This is a genomic window from Aquitalea pelogenes, from assembly GCF_001515305.1.
Taxonomy (GTDB): Bacteria; Pseudomonadota; Gammaproteobacteria; order Burkholderiales; family Chromobacteriaceae; genus Aquitalea; species Aquitalea pelogenes.
The window spans coordinates 1-20,355 of record NZ_LNQV01000014.1 but is presented as its reverse complement, the minus strand read 5'-3'; the positions used below and the strand labels follow the sequence as shown (position 1 = coordinate 20,355).

At 61.2% G+C, this 20,355-nt stretch carries 18 protein-coding genes; 5 read left to right on the top strand and 13 right to left on the bottom strand.

Annotated elements, in window-relative coordinates; translation table 11 throughout:
- Nucleotides 1–482: 482 nt before the first annotated feature.
- From AWT75_RS07860 to AWT75_RS07815, 10 genes are all read right to left on the bottom strand, one after another.
- Complete coding sequence (locus AWT75_RS07860) at nt 483–2,093, bottom strand: methyl-accepting chemotaxis protein (RefSeq protein ID WP_062788698.1); 1,611 nt, start codon at nt 2,091–2,093, stop codon at nt 483–485.
- A gap of 265 nt (nt 2,094–2,358) precedes the next feature.
- Nucleotides 2,359–3,741, bottom strand: a complete 1,383-nt coding sequence (locus AWT75_RS07855; protein WP_062788696.1) for a DUF2252 domain-containing protein — start codon at nt 3,739–3,741, stop codon at nt 2,359–2,361.
- 95 nt (nt 3,742–3,836) lie between these two features.
- Nucleotides 3,837–4,109: an alpha/beta fold hydrolase gene (locus AWT75_RS07850; protein WP_062788693.1), complete on the bottom strand. Its 273-nt coding sequence runs from the start codon at nt 4,107–4,109 to the stop codon at nt 3,837–3,839.
- Nucleotides 4,007–4,594, bottom strand: coding sequence for a serine aminopeptidase domain-containing protein (locus tag AWT75_RS23805; protein ID WP_420835419.1), 588 nt, complete (start codon nt 4,592–4,594; stop codon nt 4,007–4,009). Before AWT75_RS23805 ends, AWT75_RS07850 begins: the two co-directional genes overlap by 103 nt.
- A gap of 259 nt (nt 4,595–4,853) precedes the next feature.
- A complete protein-coding gene (locus AWT75_RS07840) occupies nt 4,854–5,213 on the bottom strand; it encodes a hypothetical protein (protein WP_062788689.1) in 360 nt (119 codons plus the stop codon).
- Nucleotides 5,214–5,289: 76 nt separating this feature from the next.
- Entirely contained in the window at nt 5,290–5,742 is a 453-nt protein-coding gene (locus AWT75_RS07835; RefSeq protein WP_062788687.1) for a DUF2214 family protein, read from the bottom strand.
- A 175-nt stretch (nt 5,743–5,917) separates the two neighbouring features.
- A complete protein-coding gene (locus AWT75_RS07830; protein ID WP_062788685.1) occupies nt 5,918–7,177 on the bottom strand; it encodes a glutamate-5-semialdehyde dehydrogenase in 1,260 nt (419 codons plus the stop codon).
- A gap of 104 nt (nt 7,178–7,281) precedes the next feature.
- Nucleotides 7,282–7,668 carry a DUF1987 domain-containing protein gene (locus AWT75_RS07825; RefSeq protein ID WP_062788683.1) on the bottom strand — a complete coding sequence of 129 codons (387 nt, stop codon included), beginning with the start codon at nt 7,666–7,668 and terminating at the stop codon, nt 7,282–7,284.
- 11 nt (nt 7,669–7,679) lie between these two features.
- Nucleotides 7,680–8,237 (bottom strand): SiaB family protein kinase, encoded by a 558-nt coding sequence (locus AWT75_RS07820; RefSeq protein WP_062788682.1) that lies wholly within the window; start codon nt 8,235–8,237, stop codon nt 7,680–7,682.
- A gap of 27 nt (nt 8,238–8,264) precedes the next feature.
- Nucleotides 8,265–9,431 carry a PP2C family protein-serine/threonine phosphatase gene (locus AWT75_RS07815; protein WP_197077155.1) on the bottom strand — a complete coding sequence of 389 codons (1,167 nt, stop codon included), beginning with the start codon at nt 9,429–9,431 and terminating at the stop codon, nt 8,265–8,267.
- A 380-nt stretch (nt 9,432–9,811) separates the two neighbouring features.
- Between AWT75_RS07815 and AWT75_RS07810 the strand changes: the two genes are divergently transcribed.
- On the top strand, nt 9,812–11,710 hold the full coding sequence (locus AWT75_RS07810; RefSeq protein WP_062788681.1) for a propionate--CoA ligase: 1,899 nt from the start codon (nt 9,812–9,814) through the stop codon (nt 11,708–11,710).
- Nucleotides 11,711–11,810: 100 nt separating this feature from the next.
- Here the strand turns inward: AWT75_RS07810 and AWT75_RS07805 are convergent, their stop codons facing one another.
- Nucleotides 11,811–13,436, bottom strand: coding sequence for a methyl-accepting chemotaxis protein (locus AWT75_RS07805; protein WP_062788679.1), 1,626 nt, complete (start codon nt 13,434–13,436; stop codon nt 11,811–11,813).
- Nucleotides 13,437–13,673: 237 nt separating this feature from the next.
- The gene (locus tag AWT75_RS07800; protein WP_062788677.1) at nt 13,674–14,972 is read right to left on the bottom strand and encodes a DUF3422 family protein; all 1,299 of its coding nucleotides are present in this window, start codon (nt 14,970–14,972) and stop codon (nt 13,674–13,676) included.
- Between the two features lie 360 nt (nt 14,973–15,332).
- Between AWT75_RS07800 and AWT75_RS07795 the strand changes: the two genes are divergently transcribed.
- The 4 genes from AWT75_RS07795 to AWT75_RS07780 are packed head-to-tail and all read left to right on the top strand — an operon-like array spanning nt 15,333 to nt 19,194.
- A complete protein-coding gene (locus AWT75_RS07795) occupies nt 15,333–16,325 on the top strand; it encodes a sulfate ABC transporter substrate-binding protein (RefSeq protein ID WP_062788675.1) in 993 nt (330 codons plus the stop codon).
- 20 nt (nt 16,326–16,345) lie between these two features.
- Entirely contained in the window at nt 16,346–17,176 is an 831-nt protein-coding gene (cysT, locus tag AWT75_RS07790) for a sulfate ABC transporter permease subunit CysT (RefSeq protein ID WP_153013272.1), read from the top strand.
- A gap of 9 nt (nt 17,177–17,185) precedes the next feature.
- Nucleotides 17,186–18,064 (top strand): sulfate ABC transporter permease subunit CysW, encoded by an 879-nt coding sequence (gene cysW, locus AWT75_RS07785; RefSeq protein WP_062788673.1) that lies wholly within the window; start codon nt 17,186–17,188, stop codon nt 18,062–18,064.
- A 47-nt stretch (nt 18,065–18,111) separates the two neighbouring features.
- A complete protein-coding gene (locus AWT75_RS07780) occupies nt 18,112–19,194 on the top strand; it encodes a sulfate/molybdate ABC transporter ATP-binding protein (RefSeq protein ID WP_045846443.1) in 1,083 nt (360 codons plus the stop codon).
- Between the two features lie 98 nt (nt 19,195–19,292).
- Here the strand turns inward: AWT75_RS07780 and AWT75_RS07775 are convergent.
- A partial coding sequence (locus AWT75_RS07775) for an inorganic phosphate transporter (protein ID WP_062788671.1) occupies nt 19,293–20,355 on the bottom strand: 1,063 nt, incomplete at its 5' end.

The window sequence follows — 20,355 nt, the reverse complement described above, 5'->3', positions numbered from 1 at the left end:
GCATTATGCCACCGGCAGGGGGGAGGGCAAGCGTGGCGTCGCCTTGTTGATCGGATGTGGCCCAAATACAAGGCTGTTGTATGTGGCAGGCCACAGTATGATCACAAACGGCAGCACGTGTTTGGTGTGGAATGCGCGGCATTCTGGCCGCACAAGAGCGGATGGATGGGAGTCTATCGGGAAGAGTCATCAGGCAAAGGCTTTACCAGGCAGACTGGATGATGCCGGGGCCTGTCGCGGTCTTGGGCTGTTTGCTCGGCACACATGGGGTGGTGCTATCGTGTGATCACAAATTCATCAAGCCTGCGGAGCAGTGCAGCGCTGATGTCAGCCAAGGGCGGCGTGGTGGGAATGAAACGGGAAGGCCGTGCTGACAACCAGCCTTCCCGAATCATCCCGGCAATGCCAGGTTCAGCCCTGTATCTGCAAATCACCCGGCCAGGCTGTCTGGCATCCGCTTGCCATGGGGCGGGTTTGCCGCGTCACAGCCGGAAGCGGGATACCGAAGCGTTCAGTTGCCGGGCGTGGTTGTCGATGTTGTGCATGGCTTCCACCGCCAGTTGTACCGAGGACTGGGTTTCTTCCACCACCCCGGCCACCTGTTCCACGCTGACGGCAATATTGGCACCGGCCTGGCTTTGTTCGGTCATGGCGCTGACCACGGCGTGCAGGCTTTCCAGTGCGGCATGGGCCTGACGGCTGATGGTGTCCAGCGTTTCTGCCGCCTGGTTGGCCTTGCCTACCCCCAGTTGCACTGCCGGGCGGATTTCTTCCATGCGGCCAGCTACCGTGCCGGTTTCGTTGACCACTGCCTGGACGATATGGGTGATTTCATCGGTGGCGGTCGCGGTACGCTCGGCCAGTTTGCGCACTTCGTCGGCCACCACGGCAAAACCGCGGCCCATTTCCCCGGCGCGTGCCGCTTCGATGGCGGCATTCAGGGCCAGGAGGTTGGTCTGGTTGGCAATGTCGCGAATGGTTTCGGCAATGCCGCTGATATTGCGGGTGCGTTCGGCCAGGCTGCCCACCATGTCGCTGACATCGCCCACCTGGGTGGCAATGGACTGGATACCGCTGGCCGCTTCCTTGGCCACCACTTCGCCTTCGCGCGCCAGCTGGCTGGAGCGGCGTGCGCCCTCTTCCGAGCCGCCGGCATTGTCCTTGACGTGATCAATGCTGACCGACAGCTGTTCGATGGAGGCCGCTGCGGATGCAGTGGAGTTGCTGGCAATGCCGGAAACCTCGTCCACTTTCTGCATTTGTTCCGACAACTGCTGGCCGGCCACGCCGATGTCGTCGGTGGACTGGCGGATCTGGCTGATCATTTCCCGCAGCTTTTGCTGCATTTCCTGCATGGCGGCCAACAGGCTTTCCGGCGGGCCATTGACCTCGATCCGCTCGGTCAGGTCGCCCTGGGCGATATGGCGCACCACCTGCGCGGCATAGGCCGGCTCACCACCCAGCGAGCGCACGATGCTGCGCGACATGGCGGCACCCAGCAGAATCAGCGTCACCACGGCCACGGCGCTGAGCACCAGCAGCACCGTGCCTTGCTTCCAGAACAGGGCGTCAATGTCGTCAATGAAGAAGCCAGTGCCAACCGTCCAGCCCCATGGGTCGAAGCGCACCACGCCATTGAGCTTGGGCAATTGCTCCTTGTTGGCCCCGCGCGAGGTGAGGATGGTGACGATGCCGTAGTGGTCCTTTTGCAGCGCTTCGTCATACACCGCTACCGTAGTGCGGCCATCGGGTACGGTGCTGCCCATGTCCACCTTGCCCTCACGCTCGGTCTTGGGGTGCAGTACCAGACGGTTATCCTTGTCGCGGGCAAAGAAGTAAATGTCATCCACTTTCAGTGCCTTGAGCGTCTTGCGCGCCTGGTCTTGCGCCTGCTGGCGGCTCAGCTTGCCGCTGGCTTCCTGCTTGGCATAGTAGTCCAGCGTGTTTTCCGCCATGCGCAACAGCATGGTGATCTGCTCGCGTTTTTCACTCTGCAGCGTGCTGCGCGTGATGTACAGGGACGATGCCGCCAGCGCGATCAGGGCAAAAAGGCTGGCTGCAACGATGATGATGAGGCGGGTATTGACTCGCACGGTTGTCTTCCCGGTTGGCTGTATTGGTTTTGTCAAACACCATCATTGCCCCTTGTCCTGCTGCGCTTTTCCGGGCTACCAGATCGGGCAGCGCAGCTTGTCATTAGGGCAATGACCGGTGAGGGTGATGCTGTAAGTCCGTATTTGCGTTCGGCATTGAAAATATACCGTGGCATTTTTAATACTAAACCGTGTTCGCCGGGGAAAATAACTGCTGAAAACCCCAATCCGGCAAACGCTTGTGTCGTTTTTTCAACTCTTTTGTTTATAGCTCCTGTTTTGCCAGGGCGGCAGTGAAAACCGCAAAATCACGTTCTACCTGATCCGCATAAGCGGTGGCATAGCTGGCAATGGCCTGGTCGAATTTGTCCGACTGGCCGATATAGCCGGCCAGTTCGGCCGCGCGGCCGCTGGATTTGGCATGTGCCCTGGCCAGTGCCCAGGCGCAGGCCTGGCCAAAGGCAGCCAGGCTGTCCGCGCTGGCGAATGACTCCAGTGACGGTGCGGCCTTCATGTCGCGCAGCTGGCGCACATAGAAGTGCCGTTCACCCGGCCCGCTCGTCCAGCCCAGAAACACATTGCTGGCGGCCTGCATCAGCCGTTGGCCAAACACCACCCGCTTGCCCTGATGACCATGCACGCAGGCGGCGGTGTAAGGCTCCAGTACCGAACGGCGCGCTTCTTTCAATTGCAAGAACAGCGGCTGGTCGTAGTTGTCCTGCAGCAGCATCACCAGGCAGCGCGTCCCCACGCTGCCCACGCCCACCACCTTGAAGGCCGCGTCCACCAGCCGGAAACGGTCCAGCAGCGTCTGGCGATCTTCTTTAAGGGTGGTGCGGTAGGCCGACAGCATGGGACGCAGCAGATCGTGGGCATGCCCTTCGCCCAGCCAGTGTTCGTCATTGCCCCATACCTGGTCTTGCTGCTGCATGTGGAAAATGACCGGCGGATTGTCCTGCAGGCGCAGATTGCCATTGTCCAGCACCGTCATCTTGGGCAGCAGCTTTTCCTGTGTCTGGTTTCTGGCCTTGTCCGCCAGCTTTAGCAATTGCTGGCGTACCGTGTCGTTGGGCGAGCGTTCCAGCAATTGCTCAAAACCCACCTTGCTGTACCACAACTCCAGTTGGCTGATACGGGCGTAGTCCTGCATGCGGCGGCGGTAGGTGCCCACCAGCTGGTACACCGCCTGCGCGCCGCTGACGGTACCAAAGCCGCGCTGGCGGGCGGCCAGCACCACGCTGACGGCCAGGCGTTTCAGGTCCCATTCCCAGGGGCCGTGATGGGTTTCGTCGAAATCGTTGATGTCGAACATCAGCTGCCGTTCCGGCGAGGCAAAAAAACCGTAATTCATCAGATGGGCATCGCCGCACACTTGCAGGTGGATGCCACTGTCAGGGCCGGCGGCAAGGTCCGCGGCCTGGATCATGGCCATGCCGCGGAAAAAGGCAAACGGGGAGGCCTGCATGCGCTGGTAGCGCAGGCCAATCAGTCCGGGTACGCGGTCCGCCGAACTCTGGCGCAGCATGGCCAGCACATCGCGGCTGGGGCTGAGTACACATTCTGCCTGCCGGGTGCGCGGGCAGTGTTCACGTCTGGCCTTGCCGGCGGCAAGTCCGTTTTCATATTGAGGATGGGTAGTGCTGGGCATGGCAGGCAACCTGATAGATGACAGTCAGCCCCAGTGTAATGGTTAAGTCATGAAATTTTGATGATTGGCGGCATGGCGCGCTGCTTGCGGCGGCTTCAGTCCTGCAGCAGGAAGCGGGCAATGTGCTGCTGATAGCGCCGGGCGGCGTCCGGATGGGCTTGCCAGTGGGCAGCCAGCAGGTGGCCGGCACCGTCAATCAGCAAGCGGCTGCGGCTTTTGGCCTGACTGGCGCTGTCATGCAGCCGCTGGCTCAGCGCGCGGGGAATCACGGCATCGTGTTCTGCTTCCACCAGCAGCAGATGGCCGCGAAAACCAGCCAGCCTGTCCCAGGCATCGCTATCCAGCCAGCTGTTCTGCTGGCGCAGCACGCGCTGAACGCCGGGCCGAACGGGACGGCAAAGGCATCTGGCGTGTAAGCGCCGGGTACTTGCAGGATCAGGTGGCTGCATTGAATGTCGTCCAGCAGCCGGATGGCGATATAAGCGCCCATGCTGCTGCCCAGCAAGGCCAGGGGCTGTGTGTGCAGCCCACCGGCAACCAGCACGGTTTCGGCCTGGCGGACACGGTGTGCCAGGCTGGAGCCAGTCAGGCTGCCGCCGGTGTCGCCATGGCCGACAAAATCAAAGGCGTGCTGGCAATGCCTTGTTGTTGCAAGGTCTGACGCAGGGGCTGAAAAGGCGCGCGCTGACCATTGCCAGCACCGTGCAGCAACAGCAGGTGGGTGCGTGGTTGCGCGCAATGCAGTTGATCGCCGTGCAGCAGATGGTCGCCACAGGGCAGCGGGAACAAGGACATGGCGGTGAAAGGGGGAGGGCAAAACGGGAATCTTGCCCCTTGTACAGGTATTTGTCATGTGGATGTTATCCACAGAAACATCCACAGGCTGTGCACAGTATCCACCGCTACAGGTGTTGCCTTGCGCTTTGTACACAGCGTGTTGCGTCGTCAGTGGTGGGGCTTGTCACACAAATGTGCATGAAAACACAATTTATCCACAGCTTGTGCAGAAACTATTCAGGCTATCCACTGATCTGTGCCGGTTTTGCATATTATCCACAGCCATCCGGCAGGACGGCTGGGTTGTCATGGCAGGCCTGGGATTGCCTGTGTGTTCATTCGGCGCAACGTTTGATCATCCGTTGCCAGGGCGGGGTGAGCGGGATGCCGTTCTGGTCCACCTGCACCTGACTTCCCGATGCTTGCGGTGTGATGCTGACTTGCAGGCTGGTGTTGTTGCTGACCGGATTGAGCAGACGGATGGCGGCGGCACCGTCACTGGCGGTGTCCCGTTTCACATAATCGTCTGGAATCTTCAGCCGGCGCATGCCCTGCTGCAAGCATTCGGCGACTTCTGCCGGGGCTTTGGCGGACTGTAATTGCAAGGTGCTTTCTGCCTGCGCGCTGATGCTGGCGGAAAAAATGCCAAGGCAGGCCAGGGCAGGCAGGATGCGGGACAGGGTCTGTGGTGGCATGGGTTGGTTTCCCGACAATAAAAACGGATGGAGTGCTGTGCCTGGGGGCTGGTTCCACCCTCCGGGCGGGCAGATGTTAAGGAGTTTTGAACAGCCCGGCATGCCAGGCGGTGGACAACAGCAGCAACAGCAGCAGCAAGGCCAGTTGCCGGCGGCTGGCGCGGTATAGCCGACTGCGCAGCTCATCTGCGGGCAAGCGGCCCCTTTCCAGTCGTTCGCGGCATTGGCGCAGCAGGGACAGGCTGCGCCATTCCTGCATGAACAGCAGCAGGCAGCCCAACAGTTTGGCAAGGGCCACTGGCGACAGCCTGCCGGAAATCCACAGCTGCTCCGGGTGCTGGCCCAGTATCATCAGGCCGCTTGCCAGCCACAGGCATAGCGCCAGATGCCACCAGTTGTTGGCGCGCAGGCTGCGCTGCCAGGCCGGGGCATCGGGCTGATCAGCCAGATTGCGCCCGCGTGCGGCGATGGCACCCAGGCCGCAGCCCAGCGCCAGCAGATGAAGCGTGGCAAGCAGCCATTGCAGCATGATGACCCCCCGGTCTGCCAAGTTTTCCTACACTAGAGAAGCCGTTGCGGGCTGGCAAGCGGTGGCCGGATTTTGTCCGGGCCCCCGGACTGCCTGTGGGGAAATTGCCGCTGCTGGTGCATGTGGCAGGCACAAAAAACCGGCCGGAGCCGGTTTTTGCTGCGATCAGTCCGGCTTAGCCGCGCACCTGACCGTCACCCAGCACCACCCATTTCTGGCTGGTGAGGCCTTCCAGTCCTACCGGGCCACGGGCGTGGATCTTGTCGGTGGAAATGCCGATTTCCGCGCCCAGGCCATATTCGAAGCCGTCGGCAAAGCGGGTGCTGGCGTTCACCATCACGCTGGAGGAGTCCACTTCGCGCAGGAAGCGACGGGCGCGGCCGTAGTCTTCGCTGACGATGGCATCGGTGTGATGACTACCGTAGTGGTTGATGTGCTCGATGGCTTCGTCCAGATCCTTCACCACTTTGATGGCCAGAATCGGGGCGGAGTATTCGGTAAACCAGTCCTCTTCCGTCGCCGTCAGTACCTGGTCACCCAGGATGGCACGGGTGCGTTCGCAGCCACGCAATTCCACGCCTTTTTCCCAGTAGGCCTCAGCCAGACGCGGCAGGATGAATTCGGCAAACGCGGTGTGCACCAGCAGGGTTTCCATGGTGTTGCACGGTGCATAGCGCTGGGTCTTGGCATTCATCGCGATATTGAATGCCTTGTCCGGATTGGCGGTGTCGTCGATATAGACATGGCAATTGCCATCCAGATGCTTGATCACCGGTACGCGTGCTTCGGCACTGATGCGGGCGATCAGGCTCTTGCCGCCACGCGGCACAATCACGTCGACGTATTGCTGCATGGTGATCAACTCGCCCACGGCGGCGCGGTCGGTGGTTTCCACTACCTGCACCACTTCGGCGGGCAGACCGGCTACCCGCAGGCCTTCGCTGACACAGGCGGCAATGGCCTGGTTGCTGTGGAAGGCTTCCGAGCCGCCACGCAGGATGGTGGCATTACCGGATTTCAGGCACAGGCCGGCGGCATCGGCGGTGACATTGGGGCGGGCTTCGTAAATGATGCCTACCACGCCCAGCGGCACACGCATCTTGCCCAGCTGGATGCCGGAAGGGCGGTAGCAAAAATCGTCCATTTCACCCACCGGGTCCGGCAGGGCGGCGATCTGGCGCAGGCCTTCGGCCATGCTGGCCACGGTGGCGTCAGACAGGGCCAGACGGTCGATGAAGGCGGCGTCCAGCCCGGCGGCGCGGGCAGCGTCCAGGTCTTGCTGGTTGGCCGCCAACAGTTTGGCGCTGTCACGCACGATGGCATCGGCCATGGCATTGAGTGCCTGGTTTTTCTGGCGGGTATCAGCCTTGGCAATGGCGCGGCTGGCTTTGCGCGCCGCCTGGCCGACGCGCTGCATGTAGTCCTTCACATTCATGGCGGATGTCCTGAATCAGATCTTGTCGGGGTAGTCAGCCAGATTACCCCAAAACCTGCTGCCGTATCCAGTCAGCCGCCAGATGGATATTGTCGGACAGTGGCTTATTCCACCAGTGCGCAGGGGTGGAAATCCAGCGCGGTGAAGTCATCCGCCACTTCCTGGCCGAATTCCAGAATGGTTTCGTCGTCCTCGATGTAGTGCCAGTTGAGGGTGACGTAATTGCCTGCCACTGCTGCGTCATTGAACAGGCTGAACAATTCCAGCAACACCTTGGTGCTGGAACTGTTGAAGTAGGCCAGCTGCACGTCCACCGTGACCTGGGTGGATTGCAGGGTGGGCAGGTAGGCTTTGATGGCCTGCATGATGGGGCCGAAGAAGGCGTGGGCGTTTTCCGGATAGCTCTCGCCGCGCAGGCTCAGCTGGTGGCGGTCAAACTGGAAATTCACTTCCGGGGTGGACGAAGTGGGCGCGATATACAGGTTTTGCATGATGGCTGCTTTTAAATGGTGGCTTTGAGGTAGAAGGTGGTGAAGGGTTTGCCGTCGTTTTCTTCAACAAAATCGAATTCGATGGGATTGCTGGAGTCACGCGCCACGGTAAGAAAACCAAGGCCGGCGCCCTTGCTGCCGGCTTCGCCTTCCGCGCGCAGCTTTTCCTTGTAGCGTGCCTTGATTTCTTCATTGGTCATGGTGCGCAGCGGTTCCAGCTTGGCGCGGATGTGCTCCACGCCTTCCGGGGTGATGGGGTTGGCGCAGACCACGTAAAACTGGCCGTCGGTTTCGCCCACCCACAGGGAGCCCATGCGGATTTCATGGTCGGCGGCGCTGCTGGCGCTCAGATGGTCGGCGGAGTAATGCACCACGTTTTGTGCCATTTCCACGAAGACGGAAAACAGCTTGCGGCGGGCGGTCTGGCTGGCGTCCAGGCTGGCCAGCCGCAGGCGCAGCGAATCGCCCATGGCAGTGACAATGCTTTGCGAGAAGTAGCCGGTATAGAAAAACACCACGTTTTCCTGGCGGGCCAGTTCCTTGAATCGGTGAAAGTCGGTCAGGCTCATGCTGTGCTCACTTGCAATGTTGATGGGTCAGGCCAGGTGGACGCCGAACAGGCTGACGTCGTCGCGGCGGCTGTTCTCGCCCTGCCACTTGAGGAAGGCGTCGATCAGCAGTTTTTGTTGTTGCTGCATCGGCTTGCCAGCGTGCTTGAGGATGTTTTCCTTCAGCCGCTTTTTGCCAAAGCAAATGCGCTTGGGGCCGCCGATCTGGTCGATGATGCCGTCGGTGCTGATATACAAGCGGCTGCCCGGCGGCAATTGCACCTGGTGGTTGTCCCAGTGATAGTCCAGCGGGGTGCCGACATAGCCCACGCCCTTCTTGTTGCCGTCCAGTGTGTCTACTTCGTCCTTACCCGGCTGCAGAACAAACAACGGCGTCTTGGCCGAGGCGTAGGTAAGGGTGCGGCTGGCGTTGTCGAACCAGCAGAAGGCTCCGTCCATGCCGTCGTCCGAGTTCAGTTCCGGGTGATCGGCAAGGCCGGCTTCTTCCGGGGTGAGCTGGCCCAGCGACTGCTTGACCTGCTGGTTGATGGCGCGTAGCAGGGCGGCCGGGTTGTGCAGGTCGTGGCTGCTCAGTACCTGTTTCAGGGTGGAGGCCATGATCAGCGTCATGAAGGCACCCGGCACGCCATGGCCGGTGCAGTCGATGACCGCCACAAAGAAACCGTCCGGCCGTTTGACGAAGTAGTAGTAGTCGCCACCAACGATGTCGCGCGGGGCCCATACCATGAAGTAGTCGTCCAGCGCGGCGGCCATGTCGCGGCGCGAACTTTGCAGGAAAGACTGCTGGATCACGCTGGCGTAGTTGATGCTCTCCATCATCTGACGGTGCTTTTCTGCCTGCTGGTCGGCCAGCGCCTGCATCAGCGACACCCCCTGGCCCATGCCGGCATACGCATTGTCCAGATTGATCAGGAAACCGTCGGACAGCACCTTGCGGTCTGCTTCCAGCGCCATGAAGGACAGCTCGGTGATGGGTGTGAGGTAGTCCACGATCAGCGGGCTGGCATTCATGAACGAGGTGCAGGGCTTGCGGCCGAAAATTTCGCGATGGAAGGGCCGTGCCAGCGTGCTCATGAAGGTATTGCGGTTGATGATGCCGACCGCGCGCTGCTGTTCCACCACCGGAATGTTGGCCAGTGATTCGTCCTGCGAGAACAGCTCCAGTACGTGGTAGTTGTTGTCAGAAGGGCTCACGGTTGGCGGCGTTTGCAACAGATGGCCAGCCATTGTGGCGGTGTGTGCGGGCTGGGGCGTGCTGTCTAGCGGCATGGTGTGTCTCGGCAAGAAGTGACTGGCGGCAGTCTAGGATTCCCGCATGATGATTCGGTTACGACACCATGAATTTTGCTTTATCGCTAATCAAATACGTATCAATTGGTAATTATCTGTTGCAAGTGAAGTTACGGTAATTGCAGGGCCAGGGCTGTTGCTTTGGGCCCACCGGCCAGCTTGCACGGATGGCTCTGGCTGTGATCAGGCTTGACCCTGTGAGGCAAAGGGCTTATTTTGTTAATCTAGCAACCGCTTGGTTGATAAATAAAACAATGAACTAGCCTACATCCTCGGGAGACTGCATGAGCGCCTATCAAGAATTCCACCGCCGTTCCATCGAGCAGCCAGATGTCTTCTGGGGTGCCGAGGCACAGCGGATTCACTGGCACAAGCCCTGTACGCAGGTGCTGCAATACGACAATCCACCGTTTCGCCAATGGTTTGCCGGTGGCGAGACCAACCTCTGTTACAACGCGGTAGACCGCCACCTGGAAACCCGGCCTGACCAGGCCGCGCTGATTCATGTCTCCAGCGAAACCGGTGCCGAAATCACCTACACCTATCGCCAGCTGCACGAAGAAGTCAGCCGCTTTGCCTCCATCATGCAGGCACAGGGCGTGGGCAAGGGCGACCGGGTACTGATCTACATGCCGATGATTCCCGAAGCCGTGTTTGCCATGCTGGCCACGGTGCGGCTGGGTGCGATTCACTCGGTGGTGTTTGGCGGCTTTGCCTCGGCCAGCCTGGCCACCCGCATCGAAGACGCCGCGCCCAAGCTGCTGGTGACCGCCGATGCCGGCATGCGCGGTGGCAAGGTGATTGCCTACAAGCCGCTGGTGGACGAGGCCATGGAGCTGGCAGGTGCCGCCGCCCCGGCCAAGGTGATTCTGGTCAACCGTGGCCTTGCCGAAGCGCCGATGATGAAGCCGGGGCGCGATCTGGATTACGCCACCCTGCGTCAGCAGCATCAGGACGACCGCGCCGAGGTGGTGTGGGTCGAGTCCAACCATCCCAGCTACATCCTGTATACCTCCGGCACCACCGGCAAACCCAAGGGTGTGCAGCGCGACACCGGCGGCTATGCCGTGGCGCTGGCGTCCAGCATGGAATACATCTACGGCGGCAAGCCGGGGGAAACCTTCTTCTCCACCTCGGACATCGGCTGGGTGGTGGGCCATTCCTACATCGTGTACGCCCCGCTGATCTGTGGCATGGCCACGCTGGTGTACGAAGGCCTGCCGATTCGTCCCGATCCGGGCATCTGGTGGCAGCTGGTGGAAAAATACCGCGCCACGGTGATGTTCTCCGCCCCCACCGCCATCCGTGTGTTGAAGAAGCAAGACCCTGAATGGCTGCACAAATACGATCTGTCCAGCCTGCGTGCCCTGTTCATGGCGGGCGAGCCGCTGGACGAACCCACCGCCAGCTGGATTTCCGAAGAACTGAAAATCCCGGTGCTGGACAACTACTGGCAGACCGAAACCGGCTGGCCGATGCTGACCGTGTGCAATGGCGTGGAAGCCCTGCCCACCAAGCTGGGCAGCCCCGGCTTGCCGGTGTATGGCTATAACGTGAAGCTGCTGGACGAGGCTACCGGCGAGGAAGTGCCGGCCGGCGAGAAGGGTGTGATTGCGGTGATTCCGCCGCTGCCGCCGGGCTGCATGAGCACGGTGTGGGGGCAGGACGAGCGTTTTGTGAACACCTATTTTAGCCTGTTCCAGGACCGCAAGGTGTACTCCTCCTTCGACTGGGGCATTCGCGATGCCGACGGCTACTTCACCATTCTTGGCCGCACCGATGACGTGATCAACGTCGCTGGCCACCGCCTGGGTACGCGGGAAATCGAAGAAGCAGTGTCCGGTCACTCCGCCATTGCCGAGGTGGCGGTGGTGGGCGTGCATGACACGCTGAAGGGGCAGGTGCCGCAGGCCTTTGCCGTGCTGCGCGACCCGTCGGTACTGAAAGACCCGGAAAAGAAAGCCGCACTGGAAAAAGAAGTGATTGCCAAGGTGGCATCCCAGCTGGGGGCCATTGCCAATCCGGCACGGGTGTATTTCGTCAACCAGTTGCCCAAGACCCGTTCCGGCAAGGTGCTGCGTCGCTCCATCCAGGCATTGGCCGAAGGGCGTGACCCGGGTGACCTGACCACGCTGGACGACCCGACCGGGCTGGAGCAAGTGCGCGAGGCGGTGCAGTCCTAGACGGACGATTGATTGGGTGGAAGCAGCCGGTACGGGTCAGTTTCCGGCTGTGGATTCAGCCGCATCCTTTGCAGGATGCGGTTTTTTTATGGCGCTTGCATCAGGTGCGGAACACGCCAACGGCCGCATGCAGCGCCTTGGCATGGCTGCTCAGCTGGTCGGACGCGGCGGCGGAAGCTTCTACCGTGGCCTGGTTGGCCTCGGTCATGTTGGCCACCACTTCGATACGCTGGGCCATGTCGCTCATGGCGGTTTGCTGCTCATGCAAGGCCAGGCTGATGCCCTGGATGTGCTGGGCGATCTGGTCGGTATTCTGGCGGATGCCGCTGATGGCTTCGCGTGCCTTGTGGGTTTGTTCCACCCCGTGATTGGACGCATCCACGCTGCTTTGCATCACCCCCACCACGCTGCCCATGCCCTGGCGGATGGTGTCGATCTGACCGGAAATTTCCACCGTGGCCACGCCGGTACGCTCGGCCAGCTTGCGCACTTCATCGGCCACCACGGCAAAGCCACGGCCCATTTCCCCGGCGCGTGCCGCCTCGATCGCGGCATTGAGCGCCAGCAGATTGGTCTGATCGGCAATGTCATGAATGGTGCGCGTAATGGAGGCAATGGCGTCGGTCTGCTTGTCCAGGTCGTCAATCGCGCTGGCGGCACTGCCGATGCGCTCGGCAATGTGGCTGATGTCGCTGGCGGTGGCATGGATCAGCTGTTCGCAATCGCTCACCATGGCGCCGGCATTGCGGGCTTCGTGGCCGACGTCGTCGCTCTGGCTGCCCAGCTGCTGGATGCTTTGCAGCACTTCTTCCACCGACACGCTCATCGAGCGGGTGGATTCGCTTTGTACCGTGCTGCTTTGCTGCAGATTGTGGGCGGCACCGCTCATGCTGTCGGCGCTGCTGTCCAGTTCGCCAGACAAGGTGCGGATATTGCTGGTGATATTGCGCAGCTGGCGTTGCATGGTGGACAGGCTGTCCATCAGGCTGCCCTGGCTGGCGGACGACAGCTCGATGCGCTGGCTCAGGTCGCCGCTGGCAATGCGGTTGGCCACTTCCATGGCAAGGGCGGGTTCGCCGCCCAGTACGCCAAACACGCGGCGGTACAGCAGTACTCCGCCCAGCACCACCACCACCACCAGCATGGCGGTCAGGCCCAGCATCATGTTGCGCAGATCATTCGCCGTCTTGTTCATCGCGGCATAGGCCGCGTCATCGGCCTTGTGGATGTGCTCGTTCAGGGCTTCAACCTGTTTGGTCAGTGCTTCGGCGCGGTCATCAAAGCCGCTGCCCTTTTCCTTCATCAGCACATTGCCCGCTTCGCGTCCGCCATCGATATAGGCCTTGGCCATGCGCTTGCCCACCGCGTAAAACTGGTCCAGCGACTGTTGCATGCCATTAACCTGGCTGCTGAGCTGCGGATCGAGGCTGATCATGGCCGGCAGGTTTTTCTGCAGGGCCTGGTAGTGCTCTTCCGCGTCCTTGTAGCCATCGGCGTCGCCGGTGGCACTGACATCGGTCAGAAACTGCTGGATCTGCACCACGTGGTAGCGCACGTCCGTCATGTGCTGCACCAATGCATTGGTGACGTCCTGCTCGTAATGGGCGCTCTGGTCTATGCGTTGCAGGCTGAACAGTGTGATGCCGCCAAGAGCAAGCAGCAGGACGACAACAATGGCGATAAAGCCGGTCAGGACGGGTTTTAGCTTCTGGTTCTGGTGAGTCATGGCGTGAATCCGTGCGGGGGTGAGGCTGAGCCTGTTGTAATGTTGATTTGCCGGTTTGCTTGAAGGTGTGTGCTGGCTAAACGGCACTGACCCTGTTACAGACCGGGGATTTTCCGGGAATGCCTGTGTAATGACAATCATAATTGTCAAACAATGGCTTGCTTGGGCCGGAAGGACGGGTTGCGGCCCGGCGTATCCTGACAAATCGCCCGCCTGATGGTGGCGGGCCGACAGGCTTCAATCGTGCCCGCTTCCGAGCGAGGCTTTCAGCTTGTGCATGCTGAACCACACCACCAGTGCCACCAGCGGAATGGCGATGCCGGTGAGCAGCTCCACATTCAGATGGATGCCGACGGACTCCACCGCAGCCAACAGGTGGTGCAGCAGGCTCACCATGTAATAGGTCAGCACCCCCACCGACAGGCCTTCCACCGTTTCCTGCAAGCGCAGTTGCAGGGCGGCGCGGCGGTCCATGCTGGCCAGCAAGGCGCGGTTCTGTTCTTCATGCAGCACTTCTACCCGGGTACGCAGCAGCGCAGTGGTGCGTTGCAGGCGGGCGGTGATGCGGTCTTGCCGCCGCAGCACGGTGTCGCAGGTGTTCATTGCCGGGGACAGCCGCCGTTCCATGAATTCACGGAAGGGCTGCATGCCGGAGATGCGCTGTTCGCGCAATTCGCCAATGCGGGCTTCCACCAGGCGGTAGTAGGCCTGTGAGGCGGAAAAACGGTACTGGCTTTCCGAAATCAGCTGTTCCACGCGGGTGGCAAGGCCGGTGAGCTCGGATAGCAGTTGTGCGTCCGAGCCATTGCCCTCGCCACTGGCCATGCGTTCGGTGATGGCACGCAGCGCGATGCCCAGATTGTCGAGATCACGCATTTGCTTCTTGGCAATGGGCAGCGCCAGCAAGGTGAGCATGCGGTAGGTTTCCAGCTCGAACAGCCGTTGCAGCATGCGGCCGGACTGGTTGGGGCCCATGGCGCGGTCCACCACCACATAACGGGAGAAGCCTTCGGCCAGGCGGGCATCGGGATGCAGTCGCAAGTCGGTATAGGCCGCGCCGTTGCCATCGCCGATTTCGGCCCCAATCAGCTCGCGGCCGCCAAACCAGCGGCTGGACATGTCGGCCAGCTCGGTTTCCCGCTCAGCCGGCAACAGCACCGCGTGCAGTGCCACCAGCACCACGCCGGGCAGCTCGCGCAGCCAGGCTGAAGGAATGCGGTCCAGCGGGGTGCGGTCGAACGGGTCGTTGCAATCGCCACTGACAATAAAGGTGTAACGGGCAAATTCGGCATGCAAGGACCAGCGCACCAGCAAGTCGCCTGCGCTGGCCGAGTAATAAGCCTGGCTGGGCAGGGGCGCAGGCAGGCCCATGCGCTGGGCCAGATCGGCCAGTGCCGCGCGTTGTGGTGCGTCGTCAAAGTCGTAATACAGGCTGAGCGAGGTCAGCCGGGCAGGCGAGGGAATGGCGGCATAGGGCCGGGCATGCGCCTCTTCGTTCAGTTCACGGCGCAGGTGATGCGGGGTGAGTGTGGTCATGACAGATCCTGAAAAAGAAACGGTTTCAGGACTGGGGTGGCCGCCAGCCTGCCCAGTACTCAAACCGCTTGCGCGCATCAGCATACCCGAACGTCGCCCTGGCATACCATGCAATTACCACGCCAGCGTGCCAGAGCCGGCACTGAGCACCATTCAGCAAGGCCTGGCGCTGTGATGGTGCCATTCAGGGCTAGCGGGCTGTGTTGGTTTCCGGACAGCCAGCATGGCCGAGTGGAAACTTGCTTGTCACCCGCCACAGGATTGATAGATTAATTTTGTATAAGTGTAGGTAATAATATTATTAAATCGAATAAAGCTGTCGGGTTAGCATGATGCAACCTCACCATTCTGGAGTCCATCATGAAATTGCGCGCGTTTGCCGGTGTTCTGGCAGCTTTGCTATCCGCTCATGTTCTGGCTGATGCCAGCTTGCTGAATGTGTCTTACGACGTGATGCGCGATTTCTACAAGGACTACAACCCGGCCTTCCAGAAAGCCTACAAGGCGAAGACCGGGGAAACCGTCACCATCCAGCAGTCGCACGGCGGTTCCAGCAAGCAGGCCTTGTCGGTGGCCAATGGCCTGGCGGCGGATGTCATCACCATGAACCAGGCCTCGGACATCGACCTGCTGGCTACGCGCGGCCTGATTCCGGCCAACTGGTCCAGCCGCCTGCCCAATGCATCGGTGCCGTTTACTTCCACCACGGTGTTCCTGGTGCGCAAGGGTAATCCGCACAAGGTGCGCGACTGGAATGACCTGGCCAAGCCGGGTGTGCAGGTGATCATCCCCAATCCGAAAACCTCCGGCAATGGCCGCTATACCTATCTGGCGGCCTGGGGTGCCGGGCTGAAGCAGCCGGGCGGCAGCGAAGCCAAGGCGCGCGCACTGGTGACGGGCATCTTCAAGAACGTACCGGTGCTGGATGGCGGTGGCCGTGCCGCCACCACCACCTTCATGCAGCGCCAGATTGGCGATGTGCTGGTGACCTTCGAGAACGAAGCCGAGCTGATTGCCCGTGAATTCGGCCGTGGCAGCTTTGAAATCGTCTACCCGCCGCTGTCGGTGCTGGCGGAAAACCCGGTGGCCATTGTCGACAAGGTGGTGGACAAGAAAGGTAGCCGCAAACAGGCGGAAGACTATCTGCGCTTCCTGTGGAGTACCGAAGGCCAGACCATTGCCGCACAAAACTATCTGCGCCCGCAGGACAAGGCCGTGGCGCAGAAATTCGATGCCCAGTTTCCCTATGTGAAAACCTTTACCGTGCAAAGCGTGTTCGGTTCCTGGGCGGCGGTCAATCAAAAGCACTTTGCCGATGGCGGCGTGTTTGACCAGATCTACAGCAAGCGTTAAGCGGAGTAACTGTGAGCAATATCCTCAATCTGCGCCATAGCGTGCTGCCGGGTTTCCGGCTCAGCTTCGGCATTACTTTGTTCTGGCTGGCGCTGATCGTGCTGCTGCCTTTTGCCGCGCTGGTGTATTCCACCGTCGGCATGGGCTGGGACGGTTTCGCCGCTGCAGTGGGCAGCCCGCGGGTAATGGCATCCATCCGGTTGTCTTTTGCCACTGCCGGTCTGTCCGCCCTCATCAACCTGGTATTCGGCTTTCTGGTGGCCTGGGTGCTGGTGCGCTACCCCTTCCCCGGCAAGCGGCTGGTGGATGCGCTGGTGGACCTGCCCTTTGCCCTGCCTACCGCAGTGGCCGGTATCGCGCTGACCACCCTGTATGCGCCCAATGGCTGGATCGGCCAGTTTCTGGCTCCGCTGGGTCTCAAGGTGGCGTTCACCCCGCTGGGCATCATCGTGGCGCTCACCTTCATCGGCCTGCCCTTTGTGGTGCGAACCGTACAGCCGGTGCTGGAAGACCTGGAAAAGGAACTGGAAGAAGCCGCTACCTGCCTGGGTGCCAGCCGCTGGGACATTTTCCGCCGGGTGATTTTTCCGGCCACGCTGCCCTCGCTGATTACCGGTGGCACCATGGCCTTTGCCCGCGCCACCGGTGAATACGGCTCGGTCATTTTCATTGCCGGCAATATTCCGATGGTGTCGGAAATCGCCCCGCTGATCATCGTCTCCAAGCTGGACCAGTTCGACCAGCAAGGCGCTACCGCGGTGGCACTGGTGATGCTGGGTATTTCCTTTGTCTTCCTGTTGTTGATCAACCTGATCCAGTGGTGGGCCGCACGCCGCCACGGTGCGCGTTAAGGGGTAAACATGGCCACTCTGACGACTGAAAGCCGCCCGGTACGCTATGCCCTGACTGCCGTGGCGCTGGTATTTTTGTTCCTGTTCTTGCTGTTGCCCCTGATCGGCGTGTTCTGGGAGGCGCTGCACAAGGGCTGGCAGCTGTACCTGAGTGCGCTGGTGGAGCCGGAAGCCCTGTCCGCCATCAAGCTGACGCTGATTTCCGCCGCCATCGCGGTGCCGCTCAACCTGGTGTTTGGTGTGGCGGCCGCCTGGGCGATTGCACGCTTTGAATTCCGCGGCAAAAGCCTGCTCACCACGCTGATCGACCTGCCGTTTGCCGTGTCGCCGGTGGTGGCGGGGCTGATGTTCATCCTGCTGTTCGGTGCCAATACTGTTGCCGGTAGCTGGCTGCAGGACCACGGCCTGCAGGTGATTTTTGCCGTGCCGGGCATCGTGCTGGCCACGGTATTCGTCACCTTCCCTTTTGTTGCCCGCGAGCTGATTCCGCTGATGCAGTCGCAAGGGGCGGATGAAGAGCAAGCCGCCATCGTGCTGGGGGCCAGCGGCTGGCAGACCTTCCGCAAGGTGACACTGCCCAATATCAAGTGGGGTCTGCTGTACGGGGTCATCCTCACCAATGCCCGCGCCATGGGCGAATTTGGCGCGGTCAGCGTGGTGTCCGGCCATATTCGTGGCGAAACCAACACCATCCCGCTGCATGTGGAAATCCTTTACAACGAATACAACTTTGTTGGTGCCTTTGCCTGCGCCTCGCTGCTGGCCTTGCTGGCGCTGGTGACCCTGCTGGTGAAGTCGCTGGTGGAATGGCGGCTGCACCGCCAGCAACAGGCCTCCACCCTGCGTACTGCCGAAGCCCGCATGCAAGCCCAGGCGGCACAACCCTGAACCGAATGATGTGAACCGCTGCCACAGGCGGCGGCCGGAGAACCACGATGAGCATTGAAATCCGCAATATCCGCAAACAGTTTGGCCAGTTCACCGCACTGGACAATGTCAGTCTTGATGTCGCTTCCGGCGAGCTGCTGGCGCTGCTGGGGCCGTCCGGCTGCGGCAAGACCACCTTGCTGCGCATCATTGCCGGGCTGGAAAAGCCGGATGCCGGCCAGGTGCTGTTTGGCGGAGCCGACGCCACCAATACCCATGTGGCTGAGCGTCAGGTGGGCTTTGTGTTCCAGCATTACGCCCTGTTCCGCCATATGACGGTATTCGACAACGTGGCCTTCGGCCTGTCGGTGAAGCCGCGCCGCGAACGCCCGTCGCAAGAGGAAATCCGCGAGCGGGTGATGAAGTTGCTGAAGATGGTGCAGCTGGACTGGCTGGCCGATGCCTATCCCGGCCAGTTGTCCGGCGGCCAGCGCCAGCGTATCGCCCTGGCCCGCTCGCTGGCGGTAGAACCCAAGGTGCTGCTGCTGGATGAACCCTTTGGTGCGCTGGATGCCAAGGTGCGCAAGGACTTGCGCCGCTGGCTGCGCGACCTGCACAACGACATGCACATCACCAGCGTGTTCGTGACCCACGATCAGGAAGAAGCGCTGGAAGTGTCCGACCGCGTGGTGGTGATGGATCACGGTCATATCGAGCAAGTGGGCCGTCCGGATGATATCTACGAACATCCGGCCACGCCTTTCGTCACCCAGTTCCTGGGCGATGTGAACCTGTTCCACGGCCGGGTGGATGCCGGTCAGCTCACCATTGGCAATTACGAGCAGGCACTGAGCCAGCATCAGGATGCCGACGGCGACGCTGCCGTGGCCTATGTACGCCCACATGATCTGGACCTCAGCCTGCAGGCCGAAGGTGCATTGGCGCAAGGCCGGGTCGAGCACATTCACGCTGTCGGGCCGGTGGTGCGGGTGGAGTTGCAGCAGGCCGATGGCCAGACCATCGAGGCCGCAGTCAGCAAGGAGCGCTTCCGCGCGCTGGGCATCGTACCGGGCGATACCGTGTACGTGACGCCGCGCAAGCTGGCGGTATTCCTGAAAGATGCCTCCGGCCAGCAGGACTATGTGATCTGATTCCGTTTTGCCGGAACACTAAAAAGCCGCCCTCGGGCGGCTTTTCTCATGGGGCGTTGTGAGCGCGATGGCAGTACGGCACCCGCTCAGACTCAGGCTCAGACAAACAGCTTGCTGAACACCCAGTACAGGCTGGCCGACAGGGCAATGGCCACCGGCAGGGTCAGCACCCAGGCCATCAGCAGATTGCGGATGGTATCGATTTGCAGGCCGGAGCGGTTGGCCGCCATGGTCCCGGCGACGCCGGAAGACAAGACATGGGTGGTGGACACCGGCAGGCCAAAGGCATCGGCAGCCCCAATGGTGCTCATGGCCACCAGCTCGGCAGAGGCACCCTGGGCATAGGTCAGATGGGTTTTGCCGATTTTCTCGCCCACGGTCACCACGATGCGACGCCAGCCCACCATGGTGCCCAGGCCCAGTGCAATGGCCACGGTCACTTTCACCCAGGTGGGAATGAACTTGGTGGCAGCATCCAGCTCGCCCTTGAAGGTTTTCAGATTGGCCTGCGTGGCCTGATCCAGATGCGCGTCCTTGCTTTGCAGCAGCAGGCGAATGGATTCCGACGCCAGGTACATGTCATTGCGCACATTGCCCACTGATGCCTGTGGTACCGCTGCCAGCGTGCCGTGGGTTTCGATCTGTTTGCCGATCTGGCCGGTAACCGCCGCCAGCGCCGGCACCACATCGGATTCCCAATGCTGGTTGCGGATATAGCGGGTCAGCACCATGCGCGGCTCAAGCGGCGCTGCTGCCGGAGCCGCCTGTTGCAGCGACTGTCGGGTGGCCTGGGCCACCAGTACGAACTTGCCCATTTCGCTGGCAGGCAAGGCGCGGTTCAGGCCATAGGACAGCGGTACGGTGCCGACCAGAATCAGCATGATCAGGCCCATGCCTTTCTGGCCATCGTTGGAGCCGTGGGCAAACGATACGCCGGAACAGGTCAGAACCAGCAGGCTGCGAATCCACCACGGCGGAGCCTCCTTGGTTTCCGGTGCTTCAAACAGCTGCGGCTGTTTCACCAGACGCTTGAGCAGTACCAGCAGCAGGGCAGCACAGAAAAAGCCCACCAGCGGCGACAGCAGCAGCGAATAGCCCACCTTGCTGACCTGGGTCCAGTCCACCCCGCTGGTGCCATCGCGGCCATGCATCAGCGCATTG